24 protein-coding genes are annotated in these 22,893 nt (G+C 70.0%); 11 read left to right on the top strand and 13 right to left on the bottom strand.

The annotated features are described in order from the left end of the window. Positions 1-128: 128 nt before the first annotated feature. Both ACFVIM_RS08080 and ACFVIM_RS08075 read right to left on the bottom strand, forming a co-directional pair. Complete coding sequence (locus ACFVIM_RS08080) at positions 129-530, bottom strand: hypothetical protein (protein WP_384299817.1); 402 nt, start codon at positions 528-530, stop codon at positions 129-131. After that, on the bottom strand, positions 523-984 hold the full coding sequence (locus ACFVIM_RS08075; protein ID WP_384299816.1) for a hypothetical protein: 462 nt from the start codon (positions 982-984) through the stop codon (positions 523-525). The genes ACFVIM_RS08080 and ACFVIM_RS08075 overlap by 8 nt, the downstream gene beginning before the upstream one ends. Positions 985-1,309: 325 nt before the next feature. Between ACFVIM_RS08075 and ACFVIM_RS08070 the strand changes: the two genes are divergently transcribed. The 4 genes from ACFVIM_RS08070 to ACFVIM_RS08055 all read left to right on the top strand — a co-directional run bounded on the left by ACFVIM_RS08070 (position 1,310) and on the right by ACFVIM_RS08055 (position 3,942). Then, complete coding sequence (locus ACFVIM_RS08070) at positions 1,310-1,621, top strand: hypothetical protein (RefSeq protein WP_384299815.1); 312 nt, start codon at positions 1,310-1,312, stop codon at positions 1,619-1,621. Next, positions 1,621-1,863 (top strand): type II toxin-antitoxin system RelE/ParE family toxin, encoded by a 243-nt coding sequence (locus ACFVIM_RS08065; RefSeq protein WP_384299814.1) that lies wholly within the window; start codon positions 1,621-1,623, stop codon positions 1,861-1,863. The genes ACFVIM_RS08070 and ACFVIM_RS08065 overlap by 1 nt, the downstream gene beginning before the upstream one ends. Before the next feature lie 233 nt (positions 1,864-2,096). Next, entirely contained in the window at positions 2,097-2,552 is a 456-nt protein-coding gene (locus ACFVIM_RS08060; protein WP_384299813.1) for a hypothetical protein, read from the top strand. Positions 2,553-2,928: 376 nt separating this feature from the next. Then, positions 2,929-3,942, top strand: a complete 1,014-nt coding sequence (locus ACFVIM_RS08055) for a phosphotransferase enzyme family protein (protein WP_384299812.1) — start codon at positions 2,929-2,931, stop codon at positions 3,940-3,942. A 348-nt stretch (positions 3,943-4,290) separates the two neighbouring features. Here ACFVIM_RS08055 and ACFVIM_RS08050 read toward each other — a convergent pair whose 3' ends face one another. Next, a complete protein-coding gene (locus tag ACFVIM_RS08050) occupies positions 4,291-4,578 on the bottom strand; it encodes a hypothetical protein (protein WP_384299811.1) in 288 nt (95 codons plus the stop codon). Positions 4,579-4,849: 271 nt separating this feature from the next. Further along, the gene (locus ACFVIM_RS08045; protein WP_384299810.1) at positions 4,850-6,211 is read right to left on the bottom strand and encodes a transcriptional regulator; all 1,362 of its coding nucleotides are present in this window, start codon (positions 6,209-6,211) and stop codon (positions 4,850-4,852) included. A 191-nt stretch (positions 6,212-6,402) separates the two neighbouring features. Between ACFVIM_RS08045 and ACFVIM_RS08040 the strand changes: the two genes are divergently transcribed. The 7 genes from ACFVIM_RS08040 to ACFVIM_RS08010 are packed head-to-tail and all read left to right on the top strand — an operon-like array spanning position 6,403 to position 12,539. Next, a complete protein-coding gene (locus ACFVIM_RS08040; RefSeq protein WP_384299809.1) occupies positions 6,403-7,428 on the top strand; it encodes a Gfo/Idh/MocA family protein in 1,026 nt (341 codons plus the stop codon). Continuing rightward, entirely contained in the window at positions 7,428-8,741 is a 1,314-nt protein-coding gene (locus tag ACFVIM_RS08035) for a hypothetical protein (RefSeq protein ID WP_384299808.1), read from the top strand. Before ACFVIM_RS08040 ends, ACFVIM_RS08035 begins: the two co-directional genes overlap by 1 nt. Beyond that, the gene (locus ACFVIM_RS08030; RefSeq protein ID WP_384299807.1) at positions 8,738-9,634 is read left to right on the top strand and encodes an LLM class flavin-dependent oxidoreductase; all 897 of its coding nucleotides are present in this window, start codon (positions 8,738-8,740) and stop codon (positions 9,632-9,634) included. The genes ACFVIM_RS08035 and ACFVIM_RS08030 overlap by 4 nt, the downstream gene beginning before the upstream one ends. Then, positions 9,631-10,434, top strand: a complete 804-nt coding sequence (locus tag ACFVIM_RS08025) for an NDP-sugar synthase (RefSeq protein WP_384299806.1) — start codon at positions 9,631-9,633, stop codon at positions 10,432-10,434. Before ACFVIM_RS08030 ends, ACFVIM_RS08025 begins: the two co-directional genes overlap by 4 nt. Beyond that, positions 10,341-10,925, top strand: coding sequence for an AAA family ATPase (locus tag ACFVIM_RS08020; protein ID WP_384299805.1), 585 nt, complete (start codon positions 10,341-10,343; stop codon positions 10,923-10,925). The genes ACFVIM_RS08025 and ACFVIM_RS08020 overlap by 94 nt, the downstream gene beginning before the upstream one ends. Before the next feature lie 46 nt (positions 10,926-10,971). Beyond that, positions 10,972-11,952, top strand: a complete 981-nt coding sequence (locus ACFVIM_RS08015) for a zinc-binding dehydrogenase (RefSeq protein ID WP_384299804.1) — start codon at positions 10,972-10,974, stop codon at positions 11,950-11,952. Further along, positions 11,949-12,539 (top strand): histidine phosphatase family protein, encoded by a 591-nt coding sequence (locus tag ACFVIM_RS08010; RefSeq protein ID WP_384299803.1) that lies wholly within the window; start codon positions 11,949-11,951, stop codon positions 12,537-12,539. Before ACFVIM_RS08015 ends, ACFVIM_RS08010 begins: the two co-directional genes overlap by 4 nt. Before the next feature lie 105 nt (positions 12,540-12,644). On the opposite strand, the gene ACFVIM_RS08005 is transcribed toward ACFVIM_RS08010, so the two are convergent. The 9 genes from ACFVIM_RS08005 to ACFVIM_RS07965 all read right to left on the bottom strand — a co-directional run bounded on the left by ACFVIM_RS08005 (position 12,645) and on the right by ACFVIM_RS07965 (position 22,570). Then, positions 12,645-13,346 carry an HAD family hydrolase gene (locus tag ACFVIM_RS08005; protein WP_384299802.1) on the bottom strand — a complete coding sequence of 234 codons (702 nt, stop codon included), beginning with the start codon at positions 13,344-13,346 and terminating at the stop codon, positions 12,645-12,647. A 394-nt stretch (positions 13,347-13,740) separates the two neighbouring features. Then, complete coding sequence (locus tag ACFVIM_RS08000) at positions 13,741-14,460, bottom strand: SpoIIE family protein phosphatase (protein ID WP_384299801.1); 720 nt, start codon at positions 14,458-14,460, stop codon at positions 13,741-13,743. A gap of 325 nt (positions 14,461-14,785) precedes the next feature. Then, the gene (locus ACFVIM_RS07995; RefSeq protein ID WP_384299800.1) at positions 14,786-16,078 is read right to left on the bottom strand and encodes a hypothetical protein; all 1,293 of its coding nucleotides are present in this window, start codon (positions 16,076-16,078) and stop codon (positions 14,786-14,788) included. Beyond that, positions 16,075-17,196, bottom strand: coding sequence for a ParA family protein (locus ACFVIM_RS07990; protein ID WP_351495444.1), 1,122 nt, complete (start codon positions 17,194-17,196; stop codon positions 16,075-16,077). Before ACFVIM_RS07990 ends, ACFVIM_RS07995 begins: the two co-directional genes overlap by 4 nt. Positions 17,197-18,196: 1,000 nt before the next feature. After that, positions 18,197-18,991: a hypothetical protein gene (locus ACFVIM_RS07985; protein ID WP_384299799.1), complete on the bottom strand. Its 795-nt coding sequence runs from the start codon at positions 18,989-18,991 to the stop codon at positions 18,197-18,199. A 355-nt stretch (positions 18,992-19,346) separates the two neighbouring features. Next, a complete protein-coding gene (locus ACFVIM_RS07980; RefSeq protein ID WP_384299798.1) occupies positions 19,347-19,970 on the bottom strand; it encodes a phosphatase PAP2 family protein in 624 nt (207 codons plus the stop codon). Next, entirely contained in the window at positions 19,967-21,139 is a 1,173-nt protein-coding gene (locus ACFVIM_RS07975) for an MAB_1171c family putative transporter (protein ID WP_384299797.1), read from the bottom strand. The genes ACFVIM_RS07980 and ACFVIM_RS07975 overlap by 4 nt, the downstream gene beginning before the upstream one ends. A gap of 1 nt (position 21,140) precedes the next feature. Further along, positions 21,141-21,833, bottom strand: a complete 693-nt coding sequence (locus ACFVIM_RS07970; RefSeq protein ID WP_384299796.1) for a hypothetical protein — start codon at positions 21,831-21,833, stop codon at positions 21,141-21,143. 218 nt (positions 21,834-22,051) lie between these two features. After that, positions 22,052-22,570, bottom strand: coding sequence for an XRE family transcriptional regulator (locus ACFVIM_RS07965; protein ID WP_384299795.1), 519 nt, complete (start codon positions 22,568-22,570; stop codon positions 22,052-22,054). Positions 22,571-22,893 lie beyond the last annotated feature (323 nt).

Below are 22,893 nucleotides of genomic sequence, written 5' to 3'. Positions count from 1 at the left end.
CGCGAGAACCAAGCGAGAGCCGTCCTCGGCAGGAGCCGAGATGCCCATCCTCGGTCGGCCTCGCCCCAGCGTCAGCAGCCATCCATACAGTCCCGCCGCCGTTGGACGGCACCTCGCCGGCGCCGCCTCTACCGAGCGGCCGTTCGCCACGGACCGAGGGTCCTCCGCAGCACTGTCTCCTCGCGGAACGGCGTGTCCACACCGTGGCCGCCGAGCCGCCCGCCCGTGTACTCGATCTCGCCGTCGAGGTTCCGGTAGAAGAAGACGGCGTCGCCGCGCTGCACCGCGGCAATGTCCTCGGTCAGCTGGTCCAGTTCGTCGGTGTCGTCCGGGGCCCAGTCGTACTCGGTCCAATAGATGCCGCTGATCCACAGCCGCAGGTTCCCGGGTGAGACGGCAGCGACGATGTCGCTCCCGGCACCGCCGGTGGACAGGAGCACCAGGAAGTCGGCGGATTCGAGCAGCGGCGCGCCGTACGCGGCGGCCGCCGTGCGGAACACCGCCCGGGCGGGCTCGGTTCCGTCATCCACAGGGATTCCGCCTCAGCTGCCCGGCGCCCCAGTTCCCGTACCGCATCTTCCCGTCCACCTTCCCGGAAACCCTAAAAGTTACCCGGAAAGTACCCTTTCGACAGTCAATGTCGTGCGTACGCAGCACATACTTCTTCCCCGACTTTACGGGCATGAAGTCCTCCGACCGGTTCTTGGTGGCGTTCTTCCAGCCGCCTTTCGTCTTCCTCTGGAGCTTCGCGTCGATGACGAGCCGGGTCGGCACCTTCGTGCCGGTGCACATCGCGCTCACCTTGGCCAGGATCACCTTCCTGCCCTGCTTCTTCCCCTCGCCCTTCGACTTGTGCGGATCCATCGCCTTGGCGCCGCATGCGCCCTTTCCGGCCGCCGGGGCCGACCCGGCCGCAGCCGCCTCGGGCGACAGCGACGCCACGGTCATGAGCAGGGTGACAACAGCGGTGAGGGAGCGACGCAACAGAGGACTCCTCATAGAACATGAACGGGGCACGGTCAGTTCCAGCAGCCAGGAACAAGGAGCACGCTCCTGTTCTCCAGGGACGCGAGGCCCGTTTCTCGGCTCGGGCCGGTCAGTATCCCGCCGAGGCCGAGCCCACAGGCACGCCTCGTAGGGGAGTTCACCCGTCCGAGTGGAGCACCACTCCCAGCAACTCCGAGAGGCAGCCGTGCACGCCCGGGACGCACAGAGCCGGCCGCGCGCCCGCAGCGTGTCGGTTCCGTACGGTGCGGCAGCTCGCCCGCCCTACAGTGAGACCGATCCATACAGGGGAGCGGAGGACCCGATGACCGATCACGCACCACCGACTTTCACCACTTACGTCAACGACGGCGAGCTGGTCGTCCTGCCGGCCAGCATCAACACCATCAGGGCGGCGCTCCCCGAAGAGCAGCGGGACGCCTTCGACACCGAGATCGGCGAGGCTCACGCCGAGGACCTGCTCACCGTGCTCCTGCGGTGGGCTCAGGAGACCGACCCCCAGGTACGGGCCTTCCAGAAGGGGATGTTCGAGCGGCTGGAGAACGGGCACGCGGAAGGCTTCATCTCGTCCGAAGGCCTGCACGCCCTGATCGGCCCCACCCCGGGAGCGTCCTGATGGCCTACCGCGTCCAGTACAGCTCCGCGGCCGCCGATTCCGTGAAGAAGATGAGCGAGAAGCGCCGCAAGAGCTTCCTCGGAGAAGTCGGCAGACTCGCCGAGAACCCCTACGTGTTCGGGGTGGCCCTGCAAGGGAACGAAGACCGGCGCGAGGCCACACTCGCGGGCGCCGCCGTAGTGTTCTGGGTCAGTCGCAACGTGCTGACCATGTCGGTCATCACCGTGGTGCACGCTGACTGAACCAGGCGCTCCTCTTCGCTCGTCGTGAGGAGCCCGGAGCACTCCCAACAGCATGGCGCCGCTGCTGACGCCGGCCAGCCGAACGAGCACGCGCGCCAGCGCTGGGGCGCTTGGCTCGCTGGATTCCGGCCAGGACGCCCGCCAGCGGCAGCCGGGCTTGTCGCCCAGCAGCCGGAACGGGCGGACTCGGCGATCGCACCCTGGCGGCAGCACGATTGTGGCACTCTGCCCACATGACACAGAGTGATACCGACGGCACCTCTCGTGGCTGGTATGCGGGCGATCTGGCCTTCTGGGCCCTTGTCACGGTCTTCGCCGGTGCTCTCTCCGGCGTCTATCTCTCCTGGGCCGCGGTGGCTTCGTGGCAGGTGGGCGACCGGTACTGGACCTGGAACCCGGCGTGGTGGCTCCTGCCCTTCGTCACGGTCATCGGTAACCTGGCCGTCGCCTCCCCTGCGGCAACCGCTCTGACGACCCGTTCGGTCCGGGTCCTGTGCGCCGCGGGAACGGCCGCGATCGGTGTCCTCTACGCCCGGCTCCACAGCGACGCGCTGCCCTATCCCGTTCTGATGTGGCTGTGGCCGGTCAGCGCCACGGTGACGGGGATGCTCGCCCTGGTGCTCCTGATCGGCCAGCTGTCCCGCCCGCCCTGGCGCACCTCGGTCTCCGCCGCCGGGGACAGGCCGTAGCAGGACCACCCGACCGTGCGGGACGCCGACCAGGTCTGCGCAACCCGGCGTGCGGGGAGGTTACGCGGCCGGCGGCTCGGCTCGGCTCGGCGCCGGGTGGGCCCGGCTTCCCGCCGTCAGGCCCCGGCAACCCCGGGTGCCTGGGCGGACCGAGTGCCGGCCGAGGGCGCCGTGTCGCTGATCGCCGAACACCACCACCCGCCTGACTCACCCCCGCACCCGGCCGCCTGGTGGCTCCGTCCCCCGCCACGGTCATCCCGCCCACGCCTCTGGGGGTTCGCCCTCCAGTACGCACCGCCGAAGGAGCCAGCCCGTGCCCGCGCCCTCCACCCCGCCCGTCCCTGCCGCTGGCCCGGATCCGGTACCAAAACTGCGTGTGCTGCTGGAGCACGCCTACGGCCTTGGACACACCGGCCTCACCCGACTGCTCGCAGGGCAGAACACCGTCAACTACCGCGCCACCAACGGCGACGAGACCTTCTTCGTGAAGTGCTACCTGCCCGGGACGGACCTCGCGGCAGAGCGCGCGGCGATCGGCCAGAGCCGCCTCGCGGGGGAGCACGGCGTCCCCGTCGCCGTCCCACGGTCCACCCGGACGGGGGAGGCGATCGCCACCAGCGGAGACCTCGCCACCTCACTCTGGGAGTGGGTGCCCGGCCGCACCGCGGAAGGCGGACTGGCCCTCGGGCAGCAAAAGGCCGCCGGCCGCGCCCTGGGCCTCATCCACGCCGCCTTCGCCGACCACCCGGCCGCAGCGGCCGGGGCATCACGTCGGCTGACGAAGTGGCGTACGACCGACCCGGCGGCGAAACTCACCACGGACGTCGACCAACTCCTCGACCTCATCGCCGAACACCCCGTACCGGACACGTTCGACACCGAGGCGGTCCGGACCCTGACGGAGCGCCGCGCCGCCCTCACTCGTCTGCCCGAACTGATCACGGGCCTGCCCGACGGTCTGACGACCCAGGTGATCCATGGAGATCTTTCGGTCGTCAATGTGCTCTTCGAGGGCGAGGAACTGACAGCGGTACTCGACTTCCTTCCGCCCGCACCCGAACTGGTCTCCTACGAGTTGGGGAGGGTTGCTTTCGACCCGCGGACCGTCGTCCACGACCCCGACTGGATCCGCGCCGGCGTCCGGCTCGTCCGCGCCTACCAGACCACCAACCCCCGCCACGCGGCCGCGGACGTGACCGGCTGTGCCCGGGTTGCCCTGATCCAGCTCCTGGGATCGCTCTACGGGGTGAAGGAGCACTACATCAAGCCCGGCCTCCTCCAGGACGATCTCGACGCGTTCTGGCTGCTGCGGCACGCGGCGGCCACCCGGCTTCTGGACCGGCTGCCCGACGTCGAACGGGCCCTCGCCGAAGCCGCGGGACCCCGGTAGCCGCACGGTGCCCGCCCTGGGGCGGGCACCCCTTCTCTTCCCTTCACTCTTTCTTCTTCGCCTGGAGTGATCCCGATGGGTGTATCCAGCGCGGCGGCCAAGAGCGAACAGCCCGAGGACCGGTGGAGCACGGTGAACGTCCCCCTGTCCTGGGGTGAGACGCGTCCCCCAGCACTGGGCTCGCCCGTGCGCAGGGGCTCACCGTCGACGCGGCCGGGCGCACACCCTGTGCCTGCGGACGGCCGCGGGAGTGTGCCGTCGGCCTGGGCGGGGCGACAGGGTACGTAGATGCTCGGCACGGTGTTGGCCCACCATCCAGCGATGCATCGCGGGCACTGAGCCGATCAGCTATGCGGCGAACATCATGAGGAACCCGATGAAGGTGACGAACCCGATGAGGCCGAGGGCCGTTCCGGCCGCCGCGACCCACAGGCGCCCGACACCGCGCCGTCCGTAGTGGATGCCCGCCACGCCGAAGGTGAGGGCGAGGGCGCCGGCGAGCGCGGCGAACGGGGTCAGGAAGAAGAACGCGGGGACGGTCACCCCGAGGGCGGCGATGGTGCCGAAGGCGAGGGCCGCGGGGCCCAGCAGCGTGGCCGGCGAGTCGGCCGGGATGGGCGCGGTTCGCTCGAACATGGCCTTCTCCTTCATTTTGAACACGTTCAGCTTTTGCTGATCGTACTCCTGGCACGGACCGGGGGTGGCTGCCGGTTCAGCAGTGTTTGTCGGTGGGCTCGCTGCGTCGCGGGCCGTTGGCCGAGGAGCGGGCGGCCCTGGTGCGGTGTCCATACCGGTGCTGTCCCGAGCCTGGGGGGCCGGCGGCGGAGGGCAGGAGGTCGAGGTGTGCCCCCGTCGGCGCTCCACGGACGGACGCGATCGCTCTGCACGGGACTGTCCTTCCCCGGGGTCACCGGTGGGGGAAGGCGGCGGTGAACTCGTCGGCGAGGTCTTTCACCCGGGGGTGAGCTGCGTGGGGGCGGAGGCGGGTGAGGACGTCGTGGACGCTGTCCTGGACGCGGTCGGACATGACCTGGGCTGCGTGGTGGAGAGCGGTGCGTCCGTGGGCGCAGGCAAGTTCGATGTCGTTGTCCTGGAGGGCGGTGGTGGCCAGGAGGGCGTGGTTGAAGCCGTGGGCGCGGAGCATGGTGGCCGGGTGGGCGGCGGCTTCTGCGGCGTAGCGGCGGGTCTGGGCCGGGAGGCCGAGGTCGCGGTAGGTCCAGGCGATCTCGCCGGCGAGTTCGGCGCGGGTGTAGGTACGGGTCCAGTCGGGTTCGTCGTCGGGCCGGGCGCGGGCGAAGTGGTGTTCGGCCCGTTTGATGGCCGCTTCCGCGGCAGGGATGTCGCCGGTGCCGGAGTGCGCGCGGGCTTCGAAGACATGGAAGACCGCTTTCGCGCCGGGGGTGGCCCGGGGTGCTCCGTTGCGGGCGCGGCGGGCGAGTTCGACGGCGTGGGCGGGCTGGCCGAGGTGGAGGGCCTGGTGGCTGAGGATGGTGAGGGCGCGGGCGCCGAGCGGGGGGTCGTCGGCGGCCTGGGCCATGCGGGTGGCCTGGATGAGGTAGCGCTGGGCGGCCTGGTGGTGGCCGACGTCGTACGACATGAGGCCGATGGCGATGAGGAGTTCGGCGGTGGCCCGGCGCAGGGCGCGGCCGGTGGTCTCGGTGTAGTTGCCGTCGTGGAGGTCGAGGACGGAGCGGAGGTAGTGGAGGGCCAGGGGGCGGGTGTGGCCGCCGCCGTGGGCGACGTCGAGGTCCTGGAACGCGGTGAGGGTGGCGCGGACGCGGGTGACGTCCGGGGTGCCGACGCGCGGTGAGGTGGCGGTGCGGGTGGCCGGCGGGTCCGGGGGGCGGTCGAGCCAGTGGCCGCTGGCGGCGACGACGGCCGCGCTCGCGTAGGTGGAGGAGCGCAGGAACTCTCGGCGTTCCATGTCGTACCTCCGCAGAAGCTCGATCTCCTTCACAGTAGAGGCGAGCGAGGGATGGTAGGCAAGACCTGCTTCTGCTTCGTTCGTGCCGGTGGGGGCGAACCCGGCGTCGGTCGGGTGGACCGTGCGCCGCAGGCGTTCGGCCAGGACGCGGCAGATGAGGAGCGGGACGATGCCGGCGGGTGCGGTGCCGCGGATCCAGTGGCTGACCGAGGTCTTGTCGTAGCGCAGGGCGAGTCCGTACTGGATGCCGAGGGCGTTGACGCGGGTGGCGAGCGCCTCGTACTTGATGTCTGCCTCGCGGACGAGGTGGCGCAGCGCGGCGTTGGGAGCACGGTTCGATGGCATCGCATCACCTCTCGGCGCGAGCGTAAGTGCCCCTGAATCCGGGCGGATTGATGTGGTCGCGCCTGCAACCGTTCAACCTCCGTCGCGTCTTCCGGCAGGCCCGGTGGTGGTGGTCTTCTTCGGACGGGCCCGGTCCCCGGCCTCGCACGGCCGGGGGACACGACGGGCCCCTGAGGAGAAGGAGGAGCACGGTGGAGGAGCGGTTACGGATCGGCGTGGTCGGTCTGCGGCACGGCGCGCGGCATGTGCGGGGCTGGGAGCAGGCGCCCGGCGCGACGGTCGCCGCGGTGTGCGATCTGGACGGGGCGCGGAGGGAGGCGGCGCGGGCGGACGCGGGGCCGGGGTGCGTCGCGGTCGCGGAGTACGGGCGGCTGCTGGAGGACCCGGGGCTGGACGCGGTGGTGGTGTCGGTGCCCAACGGACTGCACGCCGACTTCGCCGAGCGGGCCCTGCTCGCCGGGAAGCACGTGGCGGTGGAGAAGCCGATGACGCTCACCGGGCCGGAGGCCGCCGGGCTGGTGCGCCTCGCGGACGAACGCGGTCTGGTGCTCGCGGCCTTGCACGATTTCAGGGCGGACCCGGCGCACTGGGCGGCGAGGGAGCTGGTGCGCGACGGCGTGCTGGGCCAGGTGTACTTCGCCCGCACGGTGTGGCTGCGCCGGGACAACGCGCCCGGGTCCTGGTACCGGAAACGCACGTCCGCCGGGGGCGGGGTGCTGCTGGACCTGGGCACGCACCGGATCGACCTCGTCCTGTGGATGCTCGGCTTCCCGCGGGTGGGGGAGCTGACGGCGGCGACGAGCCGCCGGCTCCTGGCCGGCCGGGCCGACGGCGGGGACGTCGAGGACACCGCGGTGGGGATGCTGCACCTGGACGGGGGCGCGGTCCTGTCGGTGGAGACCAGCTTCATGGGGCACCTGCCGCGCGCCGAGGACGTCCTGCTGGAGATCCGCGGCACCCGCGGCACTGTACGGGTCACCAACATCGGCGACTCCTACCGCGACTACCGGCTCACCCTGCTGCGCGGGAACCGGGGCCGGCACGAGGAGACCACCTTTCCCGTACTCGGCCCGGGGCCGTCGATGTACGAGGACTTCGTCACCGCGGTCCGCGACGGCCGAGATCCGCTGTGCCCGGGGCGGGAGGCGGCGATGGTCGCCGACGTGATCGACCGCATGTACGCGGCGGCCGAGACCGCCGGGCGGGGGGTGGAGTGATGCTCGCCCCCGCTGCGGACAAGGTCGTGGACGTGGACCTGGAGACGCTGCTGGGCCGTGGCGCCGCCGCCCGGGCCCGGACGGAGAACCGGATCTCGGCGGCGATGCGCCGCCATGGGCTGCGGGTCCATGTGATCGTCCTGTGCCACGGGCATGATCCCGTCCGCTTCGCGACCACCATCCGGTTGTGCCGCGCGCTGGCTGTCCTGCGGGAGACCTTCGCGGGGGTGGAGCTCGCGGTCAGCTACCAGGGCGGCCCGGCCCCGGCCGCGCTCACCGCCCCTCTCGATGTCCCGGTCCTCGGCCCGCACCGGCCCCTGGCGCGGGCCGACGGCGGCGCGCCGCTCCCGGACGCGGGGAAGAGCGAGCACCTGCTGTCCTGCCTGGCCCTGCTGCGCGCGGACCAGCCGGGGGACGGGGAGCGCCGGTTCGTCGTCTTCGTGGACAGCGACTATCTCGTCTACGACCCGGAGAACGTCCTCGCGCTGTTCGCCCCGTGGGCGCTCGGTTTCAGCGCTCCCGGGGTGCCGTGTGCCGATGAGCGGTTCGCCGGGGTGCGGTTCGCCAAGGGCGGCAGCCTCCGGCTCGCCGTGGACACCGACCTGGCCAAAGCGGCGCAGGATCCGGAAGCAGGGCGGACGTGGGGGTTCGCGGATCTCCTGGACGCGGCCTGGGCCCGGCGCCTGCCGTCCGCACCCCGGGTCGCCGAACGTCTCCCGGCTGGGTGCGCCCCGACCCGGACCACCCTGCACGAGGCGCTCGGCCCGGCCGGGTTCGCGGAGCTGGAGGCGGCCGTCGAGCAGGTCACCAAGCACGGCGGCCGTTCCTCCCGGGCGCTTTCGCTGTGGCTGGCCAGCCGCCGAAACCACCTGGCCGAGCACTGGCTGGGCCGGTTCTCCTTCCTCCTGCACGGCGACCAGGGCGCGACGCTGGCGGCCTGGTCCGCGATGGAACTGGCCCCCGGCTACGGCCTGGAGATCAGCTTCCTGATGAACGCGCTGTTCCGGCCCGGCCTTCACGGCCGGATCGCCCAGGCGCTCGCGCTGCCCCACGCCCACCTGCCGAAGGACGAGGCGGACAACTTCGCGCTGGGCGTCGAGCTGTTCACCCTCCTCCAGCACCTCGTACGCGGCACGACCGGCTCCGGACCCGCCCCGGGGCCGGGACCGGGACCGGGACCGGAGGAGCGGTGGCCGTATCAGGCGGCGACCAAACTCGGCTACAAGCCGGTCGTCCTGACCCCACCCGCGCCCCGGGTGCCCGCGCTCTACCCGCCCGTCAGCAACCTCGTCGCCCTGGGAGGAACCCCGTGACCCGACCGCGGATCGGCGTCCAGTACACCCCGCCCCCCGGACAGGACATCACGACGACCGTACGGGCCTCCAGGGAGATCGAGGCGATGGGCTACGCCTCCTTCACCCTGCCAGACCACCTCACCCGCCCCCACGACCATGGGACGGCCGCGGTCCCCGCCCCCTTCGCCCTGCTGGCGAGGATCGCCGCCGACACCACCACCATCGCCCTCGGCACCATGACCGTCCTAGACGCGCTGCGCCTGCCCGCGCACACGGTGCGCAGCGCGGTGACCCTCCAGCAGATCAGCGGCGGCCGCTTCGAGCTCGGCATCGGCGCCGGATGGCAGCCGGCCGACCTCGACGTCCTCGCTCCCGCCGCCCGTCCCGCCGGCGCGCGGATCCGCGCCCTGGAACAAACCCTCCAACTCCTTCGGCAGGCGTGGCCGCTCCCGGGAACCACCGCCCCCGACGGGCGCGACGGCACGCTGGCGCGGACCCTGGCCGACGGCACCCAGGCGCCCCGGCTGATCGTCGCGGCCGGCACGTCCGCGCTGCTGCGCCTGGCGGCCCGGCACGCCGACGAGGTCGCGCTGACGGTTCCCACCCGGCGCCGCCTGCACGGGGTCACGCCGTCGGCCGACTCGGTCGCCGCCCAGATCGCCACGGCCCGCGCCGCCCGCCCGCCCGGCGCGCCCCTGTGCGGGTTCCACCTCCAGATCCGTGCCCTCGGCCCCGCCGTGCCGCTGGAGCCGGACGGGGACTGGTGGACCGTCGGCGGCAGCCCCGGCCAGGTCGCCGACGCCCTCCGGCGGCGCGCCGCGGCCGGAGTCACCCACCTCGGTGTCTGCACCGAGGACCTCCACCTGCTGGAATGGCTCGCCTCCCGCGTCCTGCCCCAGTGCGAGGGGTGAACCGGCCGGTGACCGCGCTGATCGTCCTGTGCGGCGGGCTGGGCAGCCGCCTGGGCCCCGCCGGCCGAACCCGGCAGAAGACCATGCACCCCGTTGCCGGCACGCCGCTCCTCGAACTCGTCCTGACCCAGGCATGTCCCGCGCTTCCTGCCCCGGCCCCGATCCGGCTGCTCACCGGACATCGCGCCGTGGACGTCGAGAACGCGGTTCCCGGCTGGCAGCAGCGCATCGACCCGCGGATCCGGGCCGTGCAGGAGAGCGAGCCCGGCGCGGCCGGGGTGCTGCACCTCGCCGACCGCCTTCCCCCGCCCGTGCTGATCATCGCCGGGAACGTGCTGCTCCCCTACACCCGGCTGCTGCCCCTCCTGCTCGCGCAGTGGACCCGCGACCGGCGGCCCATCGCCGTCGGCAGCCGGCGGTGGAGGACCGAGTCCCACCACACCCTCACCCCCTCGGGTGACACGGTCGCCTCCTGGCACCGCACCCCCTACCGCGACGACGGCGCCTTCGAAGTCGTCGACTCCTACCTGATCACCCCCCAGGTCCTCGCCCTCATGCGCACCGGCCCCGAACCGATCAGCCACACCCGCGCTCTGGCCGCGCTCACACCCCACCGGGCGGTAGGTTTCGCGGAGTTCACCGGCGACTGGCTCCACGTGCAGACGCCGGCCGACCTCACGCTCACCCCGTCCCGGAAGGCCCTCCTGTGCCCCCCACCCGCCAGCCCGTCGTCGTCATCGTCTCCGGACCCCCCGGCACCGGGAAGACCACCCTCGCCACCAAGCTCGCCAAGCTGCTGACCCTGCCCCTCTACAGCCGCGACATGATCAAAGAGGCGCTTTTCGACACCTTGGGCTGGTCCGACCGGCAACGCTCCAAAGAACTCGGGGCCGCGTCCGCAACCGTGCTGTTCACCCTCCTCGAAGCCGCGCTGACCGCCGGCGCGGACTGCGTGACCGAGTCCAACTTCCGCCGCACCCACGCGACCGCGGACTTCCGCCGCCTCATCGACCAGACCGGCTGCGCCGTGGTGCAGGTCCAGTGCGTCGCCGACGGCCCCGTCCTGCTGGAGCGGTTCACCGTCCGCTCCGCCTCCGCCGAGCGGCACCCTGGGCATTGCGACGACCAGAACGCCGCCGAATTCCGCGCCGAGCTGCTGGCCGGCCGCTACGAGCCTCTGGACCTGCCCGGACCGGTCCTCACCGTCGACACCACCGACTTCCAGACCATCGACATCCAGGCCCTCGCCGCCCAGATCACGGCCCTCCTCCACCGCCCCGGCACCGCCTGAACCGCCGGCCCCGGGGGCACGGGCCCACGACGAAAGGAACCCGGCCGTGCACGCCCTCCGTCTTCGCGCGCCCCAGACGTTCGAGCCCGTCCCCGACACCCCCGCGCCCCGGCCCCGGCCCGGCGAGGTTACCGTCCGCCTGGCCGCCGCCGCGCTCTGCGGCAGCGACCTGCCGAAGTTCCGCAGCACCGCCGACCCGCGCTCCGGCCGGCCCGGCTTCCCCGTCCACGAATGCGTCGGCACCATCGCCGAAGCCGCCCCCGACACCGGCCTGCACCCCGGCCAGCGGGTCCTCGCCATGCCCGACGACGAATGCGGCCTCGCCGAGATCTACCGGGCCCACCGCGACACCACCCACCCGATCAACTCCGACCACCTCACCGACGCCCAGGCCACCCTCATCCAGCCCATCGCCACCATGCTGTACGCGACGGCGAAACTCGACGCCGACCTTGACGGCGCCCGCGTCACCGTCATCGGACTCGGCCCGATCGGCCTGATCTGCGCCCACATCCTCAGCCGCCGCGGCGCCCGCGTCACCGGCGTCGACCCCACCCCCCGAAGCCAGGGCATCACCCGCGCCTTCGGCATCACCCGCCACATCCAGGACACCGCCGCCGCCCTCACCACCCGGACCCGCGCCCACGAGCCGGCCGACATCTGCGTCGAAGCCGTCGGCCACCAGCAGCGCACGCTCCGCGACGCCATCGCGTCCACCCGGCACAGCGGCACCGTCCTCGCCCTCGGAGTCCCCGACGACGCCGAATACGCCCTCCCCTACGACCAGCTCCTGCGCGCCAACCTGACCCTGAAGGCCAGCATCACCCCGCCCTGGCAGCAGGTGTTCGCCCCCGCCGCGGACTACCTCACCACCCACCTCGACACCCTGAAACTGCTGATCACCCACACCTTCCCCGTCACCGACGCCACCACCGCGTACCGCACCTACGCCGAGCCCGCCCCCGACCGCCTCAAAGTGATCATCAGCACCGCCGGCGGCTGGACCCCGGCCGGGAGCCCGTCATGACCGCCGCGCCGGGCCGCTTCCTGATGATCCGCCACGGCCGCACCACCGCCAACGCCCACGGCATCCTCATGGGCCGCACCGACTCCCCTCTCCTCCCCGAAGCCCTCCAGCAGGCCGAACACCTCGGCCGGACCCTCGCCCTCGGCCCCACGACCGCCCTCCACAGCAGCGACCAGCCCCGCGCCCTGCGCACCGCCCACCTCATCGGCCTGCCCCACCGCGTTCGCCCCCTACCGGACGAACAGCTGCGCGAACGGCACTTCGGCCGCTACACCCTCACCCCGTTCACCGACCTCGCCCACGACCCCCACTGGCCAGCCACCGACACCGCGTACGACGTACGGCCCGACGGCGGCGAGTCACTGCGCGACGTCGAACTCCGCGTCTTCACCCGCCTCCTCGACCTCCACCACACCCTCCCCCCGGACACCACCCTCGCCGTCGTCGGGCACAGCACCTGCTGGCGCCTGGTCGAAGCCGCCCTCCACCGCCGCCGCCACGACCCCTTCGACGAACCCATCCCACCTCCGCTCGCCGTCCTCGAACACCCCCGCACCGCCCTGGAACGCCTCCACCAGCACCTCTGAACCAGGAGACAGCCCGCGCGGGCCGCCGCCCACGCCCCGTAGGGAACGGCAACACGGGGAGGGCGGGCCGGCGTACACCAGGTGTCCCGCCCTCCCCGCTCGTTCCTACGCGCCCGGACGCACCCGAACCGGCGGCAGCACACCACCGAAGACCAGCCCGGGAACCTCCTCCATCCCACCCACACACGCACCGGACCACGCACGCACCCCGTACGCCACCGCCGACACCCCGCCCCGGCACGGCACCCCCACCGCCGTCATCCCCGCCCTCCGCGCACCCGCCAGCTCGTCCCCGCCACCGTCCCCGACATACAGCACCCGGTCCGCCGGAACACCCAGAGCCGCCAGCACCCTCATATACAGCACCGGCGACGGCTTGACCGCGCCCTCACGACAGCTGAAGAACACCGCGTCGACCAGCCCGGACAGCGCGCACACCGGCCACGCCTCCGCCGTCTCCGCCGCCGCGTCCGAAAGCACCGCCACCGGCACCCCCCGCCGCCTCAGACCGCCCAGGACCCCCAGCACACTGTCCGCCGCCTCCAGTCGCCTTCGGGCGTGCTCCCGCAGGACCGCGACGGCCTGGTCCAGATCCGGTCCCCGAGCCCCGCACCGGCCGGCCAGGTCCCGTGCGATGTCGGGCACGGTCTCCAGGGCCCCCTCGTGCCGCGCCCGCCACGACGCGGACAGCGCCTCCCGCGCCCGCCCCCGCGCGACACCGAGCGCGCACTCCAGCCCGGAAGCGAGCCGGGCACGCTCCGGCCCCGACGGAGCGTCCACCAACGTGCCGAACAGATCGAACACCACCGCACTCCACCCTCCCCGCCCGCCAGTTGACCCGGCGGTCCCGAACCTCCGCCCACCGCTCACCAAGCCACCACCCTCCGCATCGTCGTGATCACGAGGTGAGGAGACCGTCCCCGCCGGCTGACGCAGACGGCCAAGACGCGCGCCCTCAGGTCCTTCCCGACACGAGCACAGCAGCGATGCGACAGCCCTGCCAGAGCGCACCCGAGTTGAACGGTGGCACGGAACCCGGCACACCCCACGAGCCGTTCCGGGCCCCATGCGGCAAGAACCCGCGGCCGGTTGAGCGGTCTCCGGGCGGCAGACCGGAGGGATACGGCCGAGCCCGGCATCTCTCCGAATGAGGACCGCGTGTTCCGCCGCCCGCAACGCCGGGGTTGCCGTGGCGTCCGTCCTACATCAGGGGCCGCAGGACGACGGCGGTGGCATCATCCCGGCGCCGCCGTCCGGATGGCCGTGCCGCATCGACCAGGGCCTGCGCCAGGAACCGCGGCGGCCGTTCGGCGTTGACCCGCACCAGCGCGTCCATCTCCCCGGGCGAAAGCTGGTCGACGATGCCATCGCTGAGAAGGATCACGGTGTCCTCCGGGGGGATCTCTACCCGGTAGACCGTCCACACGCTCGCTTCGGGCAGGCCGAGGGCTACCCAGTTCCGGTGGGACTCGGACACCTCAAAGGGCACACCGCCGTTGCGGGCCAGCTGCTCGCCGACGGTCTGCTCGTCGGTGTACCGGGTCAGGCCGCCCTTTCCGTTCGCGCCGAAGGCGGCGCAGTCTCCGGCCCATGAAACCCCGGTGGGTCGTCCCGGCCGGAGGTCTGCGGCGACCGCCACGGCGCTCGGCCCCTTCCCGTCGGCGCCCCGGTCCACGAGCAGATGATGGCCGGCCATGATCCCGGCCGACGAACCGCGTTGGGCGGTCGTCCGGGACATCGCCCAGGCGAGACGGTCCATGTCCCGGGCGATCTCCTCCGAGTCGCCCACCCCGTCGACCACGACCGCGCCCACCGACCCGGCCGCGCTGCGGAACACCGAGTAGGCATCGCAGTAGTAGTCCTTCTCCCCGCGCTGGCCCGCAGCGCCGAAGACCGCTGCCCCGTTCACCTGTGTCGTCATGCCCGCACGGTAGGCGCGGCCGTGCGGGCACACCATGATGTGGGAGGCGATCGTGCATCGCACTCATACGAGCCTGGGGGCTCGGGGGCGTGCCGCACGTCGGCTCGGGCCGGGATACCAGTCAGTGGCTTCCGACCCAGACGATCCAAGCGAAGAAGCCCCTTCGGCACGTAGCCCACCCCGCTGCCATTGGAGAGCGCAGCAGGCCGCCGCCGAGCATCGTTACTCGGCGGCGGCCTGAGTGAGAGCCGGACCAGTGAGGCACGGACTCATGCCGTGCTCCCCTGCTGGCTCTTCTCCCTTTACGCTTTAAAAGGGGCTCGGATCAGTGGATCGAGGTCATCAGGTGTTTCTCGAAGACCTTCTTCATGCCGTCCTGTTCCGTCGGGAGCTTCTCCAGATAGCCGGCGACAATGGCGCTGACGATCTCGAAGGGCTTGGCGTTTATCCCGGCAAGTGAATCAATCAGGTTGAGCATGCGAGTGAACCGCTCGTTCACGGGCGTACGCAGAAGGCTCTTGGCCCTGTACTTGGGCAAAGCCGCAGTCTGCGGATCGCTGAGCACGTACCTCCGGTACTTCAGTGCGCCCTGTGCCAGTTGCCACACGTAGTCCCGCTCGTCCTCCATCTCCTGGCGATCGGTACCTGAGGGGTTAAGCGGAGCAAGAGCGGGTTCCAGCGCCGCGTCCACGTAGTGCGCGAGCGTCAGCTTCGGCTCGTGACCGGAGATGGTCTTCAACAGCGCCTTATCCGACACGACTTGGAGACCCGCATCGTCGGCGGTAAGCCCGTACAGATGGATGTTCCGGTCGCCGAACGGCTCCATCTTCGTCTGCGCGGCAGAGTAGACGGTAAGCAGCGCCGCGTAGCCCGGTGCCCGCTCGGCCATCTCCAGCATGGCCGCGGTGGGGCCGCTCGGCTGCACTTCCGGGTTGAACGGTTCTCGGACCCGTCGTCGGCCAGGACGGCGGACTTGCAGGCTCGCACCGGTAGACCCGCCGTAGACCTCCGTGGCGGTCGCGTGCCCACCACGGGTACCGTCCGAGAAGCGCGTCGGGGCCAGCGCCGAGCCCGGTACGGCTACCCCACCGACCTGACCAGCCAAACGCTGGACTTGGTTATCCGCAGAGGCAAGCTGCACCGGGCCTCCCACCAGCACGTCGGGCTCCTTGGGCAGCGGCTCTGAGGAGCCCTGGATCGCGGCGGTCGGCTCGGGCTCGGCGCGCTCCTCCTGCCGCGGGGCGTCGACGGCAGCCGGCTCTTGAGGAGCCTGCACCTTCTCCGGTTGCTGCGGGATCTCGGCTTCTCCCGAGACGGCGACAGCGGCAGCCGGTTCGGCTACTTCAGGCTCGGCTACCACCGGGGGAAGCTGCTCCTTCTCTGCCTGCTGAGGCAGAGAAGGCGCGGGGGTCGCGGCGCCCTTCTTCGAAGGCTCGAACTTCGGCGGGCCGTAATCGTCGTCATCGTCGTCATCGTCGCCTCCATCGAAGTCCAGGTCGGGAACGATGAGGTGCTTGTTCGGAGTGGCGGCCTTCTTCGAGGGGTCAGTGGTCTCCTTCTCCTGCTTGGACCCGCCGGCCACGGCCTTCTGGTTGGCCCTTCGTGCAGTGCTGCTCATGCGGATGCCTCCTCCATCTTCGACGCCTGACGCTGGTTTTCCGCTGCCTTCAGCTCGTTATTGCGGGCCCGTACACGCGCAATCATCTGAACAGCCACGGTGCCGTAGTCGCCCGCGAGCTTCACGGCCATCTCCGGGTCAATGAGGCGACCCTTTTCGTCGCGTGGACGCGGGACCTGTTGTTCCGTCTCATGATGGACAAGGGTTCCCGTGGCCGCGCGAGCCATCTCGCGCGCAGGGCGGCCTTGGTTGCGGCACTGGGTGGCGAGACCCTCGGCCCTGCGGATGTGCTCGCTCAGCATCAAATCGGGGTCCATATTGGCCTTGCTGAGCTGGTTGAGGATCTTCTCGCGGACGAGCTCCAGCTTCGATGTCTGCTTGTCGTGAACCTTGGGGAAGCCCAGGAAGGCGATGGCGGCGAGAGCAGCCTCGGGGTTGAGCAGCTTGTTGATCATGCGAATGAGACGGGCGAGGGCGGAAAGGCCGTCCAGTGTCCCGTTGTCGTCGTCCATGATCGGCGCAACGAGATGGGTTGTGGTGGCCAGGCCGAGCTTCTGGATCTCCTTGTCGCCAGGCGAGAAGTCGAGGACGATCCACCGGTAATGGTGCGAGATCTGCGCAAGCAGCAGTGCGAGCAGCAGGAAGGCGCTCTTACCGTGCGCCGAGTGCAGTCGGTTTACGTGCCGGTTCAGGTCACCAATCTTCGGCCCGCCGATGGTCGTGTCCAGGTACGGGCGGACGTTCTTGACGACAGTGAACGGCCCGTCGGCGACGATCGACTGGACGAACCGGGCACCACTGTCGTCGAATTCGCCGCCTTGCAGGCCGTACTCGCGGCGACCGTTACCGTTGGCGTCGAGCTCTGCATAGAGAACCGGCTTGGCGGACTTGCCGTTCCTTGCTCGTTTCTCCTGCTCTTCGGCGAGCATGTAGGCGATGTTCGACGAGAGCGTGGTCTTACCCTGGCCACCCTTGCCGATAGTGACCCCTATGACGTTGCGCAGATGGGGTCGGAGCTTTTCAACGAGTTCACGAATCTCGTCATCTGTCGTGTCGTCATCGAAACCGGCGATCTCGGGAAGTCGATCGCTGAGGTCCGCGAATTCGAAGAGTTCCAAGACGTCTCCGCAGTCTTAGGGGCGGTCGGATGCATGTGCTGGACCTGCCTCAGAGGGTTCCCCCCTCCGGCAGGGGAGACGTCCCCTGCACGACAGATCGCACCTCAGCCAGGCTGATCTCGGCGTGAGACTACACGACTCCCGAGCGGCTGGCTGGGATGACACATGAAGTCAGTTGTCAGTGTGACGTGCTCCTTTCAGATCCCCCTTCCAGCTCTCTACTGCCGATGACACCCTCACCAACCATCCATTCCGGCGATCACTTCTCGTAACTGAGTGTTCCCCTAATCGCCAGTCAGCAAGGGATGAACCCTGCACAAAAACTCCCCCCGGTGCCCTACCCGTCGAGCACCCCAGAGCGACTCCTTCATCACCCTCACTTCACTCCACACGCACCCCACCGAAGGGCTGAGTTCCGGGGTGAGTAGGTGAGTGAGGTATGTGATTTTGTGAAAACCGCAGGTCAGAAGGCTTGTGTTGCGATTTCGTTACCTTTAGAGGGTGTCACGCCGAGACGTCGAAGCGAGACGCTACGTCTCATTTGAGGATCCTAGACGCCCCGGTCGGCCAGCAGCCCGTCAGCACAACCAGCTCGCTCCACGGGCAGCACGCCATCAAGACCAAATGCCAGGTCGCAGGTATGCAGCAGACAATGATGGGGGCCGCAGAATTCCGGGACAGGCATTCCAGGAAATGCACAGTCACCGACACCGCGCGCGCTCCCGGCAGGTACGAAGCGTCACTTCGCCCCGCCAACGTTGCTCCGACACGGTAGTTACCAATCTGAATGTGCTGCGTTGCAGGACGGCTGGCTCGGCTGCTCGCCGGCCCGATCTCCTCAGGCGGCCCGCCTTCAACCGGACACTTACGCGGCCTACCCGCCCATGGCTCCTGTCAGCCAGCTGGCTGCGCATGGGGAGATGCCTCTCGGCATGCGCCCGCAGACGGTCAGGTGAACTGCGTACCTATACACGGTCCTTGATGGGGGCAGCCATCAAGGTCACCACTTCGTCGCTGCTTCCGCCTCGGCGAGCGACTGGAGCGCTCGCGCGTCGGCGGACGGGGGCATCGAGGCCAGGATGGACTGAGTCCGGAGGTCTCTGACGATCAGTCGCAGGTGGGTGAGCACGCTCGCTTGCGCCAGGGAGTCCGAGTCGTTGCCGTCGAGGTACCACTGGAGGTCGTCCCACCACTCATCCAAGTCCTCGACTTCGATGAAGGCAGGGCGGTGGGAAAGGAGGTTCAACGCGACCTGGCGCACGCGGGCGTGGCCCGACATGACCTCTTCCTTTTCCTTCGCCTCTTGCTCCTCTCGCTCCTTTGCGATGCGGGGAGTTCGTACTTCCCATCCGGAGGTAATCGCCAGGCGCAGGCGCTCTCGCCGGAGTGCTGGGCCACCGCGCGACTCCAGACCCATCGCCTTCGCCACGGTCTGGCCCGTGATCTTGGCGCGGGTGCAGGCGTCGAGAACGGCGGCCTCCTGGACGTCCAGCAGCTGGCGCATTCGTCGAATGAGCAGGACACGGTCGAGGGCGTGCTCCTGAAGCGCGACTCGTGCCGCAGCGAGGCGTTCCTCGTCTTCCTGGGTGCGCTTGCGCAGCGCCTCCAGTCGCTCCACCGGCTTCTCCAGGAGTGACTCGTGTTCCCGGACGTAGACCAGTACCCCGTACACGTCTTCAGGTGCCGGGAAGAGCTCCAAGTCTCCGTCGCCGGCCTCGGCGAGCCGCTTCCGTACCCGCCTCACGATCGGCGTGGTGTCTCGGTCTTCAAGAGGTGCTGCACTTCCCTTGGGCATACCCAACACCCTGCCAGATCTGTCTTCACAGTAATGACATACCCCTCAGAGGACATGAATCGAGGGTTCGACGGCGCAGTCCCGGTTGGCCACTTTCCAGGCTGGCTGGCCAGGCTGTTCATCACGAGAAACCCCTGGTCAACGCACATTTCGAGGTCCCGGGCCGACGCCGCGCAGATGGGCCGCAAGATGACTCCGCGCAGGGCACCCCAGTCTCCAGCGGCTGTACCAGCAGCCTGCCGAGGCGTACGCAGGCGGAGGCCGACCGTCGGCATGGCACGGCCCCGCGAACAGACGCCCCCGTCGACCGATTCGGTCGACGGGGGCGCGGTGGCTCTCGGTTGCCGCCGGGGGCTTATCCGAGCAGCCAGAAGACGGATCCGGCTGTCGCAGTTCCTGTGGCGGTGCCGGCGAGGACCTGGCCGACCGTGTGGTCCTTGAGCTCCACCCGGGACCATCCCACCAGGGCAACGAGCCCGTAGGCGAGAAGGGCCCAAGGCCCGTACGCGAGGGCGAGCATGGCGACGCTGCCCGAGGCGACGGCCGCGTGGACGCTGATCTTGCGCTTCCAGGTGCGGCTCGACTCCTCCTGTTCTCCGCTGCCGGCGGTCACCGCGAGGAGTACCGCGAGCGTGGCGAGCATGGCCGCGATCAGCGCGATCATCGTACGCGGGGCGCCGAAGGCGGCCATCAGGCCGATCCCGATGGCCACCGAGGAGAGGATGAAGATCATGACGGCGATGCGCTGCTGCTTCTGCCCGAGATGGCGGTCAGCCCAGCGTCCCCGGCGGATGCCGTACTTGATGAAGAGGACGGGGATGACGGCGGCGAAGAGGCATCCGAGGAGTCCCCATCCGATTCCGGTGACCCCGTCTGCGTGCCATCCGATCAGGAGGGTGTCGGCGATGATCCAGGTCTTCGGGTCCAGGCCGTCGGTGATGAGTCGAGCCGCCCGCGACTCGTGAGGGGCGTGGGTCACTTCTGTTCCTGACGGACGCTGGAGACGAGGGCGCTGTCGCTGTCGGGCGAGTAGAACGCCTCCGAGAGCCGGAGGAGGCGGGCGACCTCGGCGTCGAAGTCGGCGCCCGCGATCTCTTCGTCGTCGGCCTGGTGGCTGGTGGGGGCGGCTTCGGTGACGGGTTCGGCGCCGCGGGCCTTGTTCTCCATCGCGGCCTTGAGCCAGAGGGCTTCGGCGGCCGCTTCCGGGTCACGGGCGACGCGGGTGCGCGCCGCCGCACCGGCCCGTTCCTTGAGGTCTTCGTCGGCGTAGGGGGCGAGCGCGAGAGCGGCGTCGCGGAGTTCGATGACTGTTCGGTGCAGGCGCACGCGGGGGCCGCGGGGGAGGGGGGCGTTGAGAACGATGTCCGGGGTTGCGGTGGTGAGGTCTCGCCACAGGGGCTGGAGGTCTCGGTGCGAGCGCCAGTCCTGGAGGGATCTGCGGGCGACGCCGAAGGCCGGCAGGCTGCTGCCGACGAGGATGAGGCCGATGGAGACGTACTTGCAGAGGTCCGTGACCGCGTCGGCCGCGGAGTCGCTGGAGCTGTCCGCGAGGCCGGTGAGGCGCAGGACCATGTAGGTCGCACGCGTGGCGGCGTACAGGACACCGATCGCGGTGCCGATGCCCATGAGGCGGACTCCGACGCGCAGGGGCCGGGTGCTGGCGTGGCGGGCGCTGTCCCAGAAGAGCCAGGTTGCGACCGCCATCGCGTAGCCGAGGTAGACGATGAAGACGGCGTAGTACAGGGAGGCCCAGACGTTGCCGACGTTCTCCTCGTAGAACTCGATGACCCGGTGCTCCGGGACGAAGCCGAAGAGGACGCTCATGGTGGCCACGGCGGTCAGGCCGACCAGGTGCCGGGGGCGGATCCTGCGGTCGGTCTCGGGGCGGCTGATCGCGATCACGAAGTCGACGACGGCGCCGGCGGCGATGATGCCGAAGACGTGCTTGAGCAGGGTGGCGACGTTGGGGATGCCGCTGCGCGCGTTCACCCAGTCCATGACGTCGGGGTACCGGAAGGTCATGGACAGCGTGAGGCCCGCGATGGAGACCCACAGGGCTCTCTGTTTGACGGTCCGTATCGCCGAGGGGACACGCCAGAGGGTGACCGCCCAGAGCATGACCAGGACGGCGATTTCTATTCGTTTCACTTCACGACCATGTGTTTCGCACGGGGTGCCCGAGGGCGTCATGGAGGCGCACGAGACGGTCCTCCGCCTCGGTGGAGGTGGAGTGCGTCATGTGGCGGCTGGCTCGCTCGTGGATGAGAGTGGCCAGGGTCTCGGCTTGGCGCTCCTGCGGGCTCGCGAACTTCGAGCGGCCCATGAGGCTGGCGATGCGGTCGATGTCGAGCCCGAGCTCGTCGTCGATGGGCTGTGCCTGGGTGGCCATGGAGCGGATGCGCGCGGCTTCCGCGCGGATGATGGAGGCGACCGGCAGTTCGGGCAGGTCGAGGGCGGAGACGGCGTCGTGGGTCCGGGCCAGCAGGGTCTGGAAGTGCTGGGCCGCGAGGTCGACTTCTTCCTCGGTCGCGCCGTCGCCGATGGCGAGTTCGGGCGCGACGTGTCCGAGGAGCATGTGGGAGATCTCGTGCAGGATGATCTGCACCTTGAGGATCTCGGCCGCTGCCGCGTCGTAGAAGACCAGGTCGGCGGCGTCGAGGCCGATCCAGATGCCGCACGGGAGCGAGGGGTCCGGGGGGCCGTCGAGCGGGAGGAGGATGAGCGGCCGGCCGCGCTGTTCCGCGATGCCCGCGCAGAAGGTTGCAAGATCGAACGGCTGGGGGATGACGAGCTGGTCGGCTATGGCGGCACAGTGGGCGTCTGCCCGCCTCCACCAGCGCATACCCGACCCTTGTCCTCCACATCCGGCACCGTGGACGGGGCGCCCAGGCAGGGCTTTTCCGTTCACGGCCGCGAAGCGCATCGGAGCGCTGCTCGCCGGTTCGCAGCTTAAACGGATCACCCCGACGGCCGGAATGATCTGTTTGGTGCATGACAAGACATCGGGGCACTTCCGTGCCGAAAAGGTCTTCTATGCACCAAATGAGAGTGAAGTTCCTCTCACGACCTCCTCCGGCGCCCCTTCTTCGGCGGGACCTCCGGCAGCCCTTCCACTTCGCGCAGCTGCTTGATGAACGCCCCGACGGTCTTGATCGAACGGGCCGAGAGGCCCGACAGCCGGAACGCCGCGGCCTTCACGTCCTCGTCCTCCAGGGCCTGAGCGAACTCGTCGGTCGCCTGGGCGCGCTCCATCTCCCTGCGCAGCTGCGCCACGCGCTCCTCGATCCTCCGCTCGACCGCCTGGAAGTTCTCTCCGTCGGCGAGGTACCCGACGGTCACGCCGAAGAACCGGGCGATGGCCCGGAGCGAGTCGAGGCCGGGGTTGGTGTTGCTTCCGCGGTGGATCGTCTGAACGGTGCCGTGCGAAACGGAGGGGCCCTCCCCCTTCCTGCTCCCCTCGGCGATCTCGGCATAGGTGTAGGGGCCGCGGCCCGCCGGGTGGATCGTCTCGATCAAGAAGTCGAGGCGTCCCGCCAGGGTGTTGGCGTGCCGACCGCTGCTGGGGTTCGCCTCACCCATCGCGATCACTGCTCCTGTCTGCCGTTGATGTTCATCATTGAACCACCTCCATTGTCTACCCGGCTAGATAGGGAAGGCGACCAGCGGGCGCACAGCAGGAGAGGTTCCCACACCCCAATCTACTTGACATCCCACGTGTGATCAGGCGTATGTTCATCACGTCCGTCTAGCAGACTAGATACAAGCCGCCGGTAAATGGCGGCAGCAATCGTCTAGCTCGCTAGACGCCCGGTGTCTGACCGGCACCGGAGGACACGGGAGGATCTTGCGGCGACCGCTGCGGGGGAGCCCCGTTCAGCAAGACCGGCGCCCTGGAGGAAGTT

The sequence above is a fragment of the Streptomyces sp. NPDC057638 genome (assembly GCF_042800315.1).
GTDB lineage: Bacteria > Actinomycetota > Actinomycetes > Streptomycetales > Streptomycetaceae > Streptomyces.
This window is presented reverse-complemented; position numbering and strand designations above follow the sequence as displayed.

Bases quoted from the DNA above. Each gene is read 5' to 3' on its own strand.
- ACFVIM_RS08070 (WP_384299815.1), top strand. From the start codon at position 1,310: ATGACCGATCACGCACCACCGACTTTCACCACTTACGTCAACGACGGC.
- ACFVIM_RS08065 (WP_384299814.1), top strand. From the start codon at position 1,621: ATGGCCTACCGCGTCCAGTACAGCTCCGCGGCCGCCGATTCCGTGAAG.
- ACFVIM_RS08060 (WP_384299813.1), top strand. From the start codon at position 2,097: ATGACACAGAGTGATACCGACGGCACCTCTCGTGGCTGGTATGCGGGC.
- ACFVIM_RS08050 (WP_384299811.1), bottom strand. From the start codon at position 4,578: ATGTTCGAGCGAACCGCGCCCATCCCGGCCGACTCGCCGGCCACGCTG.
- ACFVIM_RS08045 (WP_384299810.1), bottom strand. From the start codon at position 6,211: ATGCCATCGAACCGTGCTCCCAACGCCGCGCTGCGCCACCTCGTCCGC.
- ACFVIM_RS08035 (WP_384299808.1), top strand. From the start codon at position 7,428: ATGCTCGCCCCCGCTGCGGACAAGGTCGTGGACGTGGACCTGGAGACG.
- ACFVIM_RS08010 (WP_384299803.1), top strand. From the start codon at position 11,949: ATGACCGCCGCGCCGGGCCGCTTCCTGATGATCCGCCACGGCCGCACC.
- ACFVIM_RS08000 (WP_384299801.1), bottom strand. From the start codon at position 14,460: ATGACGACACAGGTGAACGGGGCAGCGGTCTTCGGCGCTGCGGGCCAG.
- ACFVIM_RS07995 (WP_384299800.1), bottom strand. From the start codon at position 16,078: ATGAGCAGCACTGCACGAAGGGCCAACCAGAAGGCCGTGGCCGGCGGG.
- ACFVIM_RS07985 (WP_384299799.1), bottom strand. From the start codon at position 18,991: ATGCCCAAGGGAAGTGCAGCACCTCTTGAAGACCGAGACACCACGCCG.
- ACFVIM_RS07970 (WP_384299796.1), bottom strand. From the start codon at position 21,833: ATGCGCTGGTGGAGGCGGGCAGACGCCCACTGTGCCGCCATAGCCGAC.
- ACFVIM_RS07965 (WP_384299795.1), bottom strand. From the start codon at position 22,570: ATGGGTGAGGCGAACCCCAGCAGCGGTCGGCACGCCAACACCCTGGCG.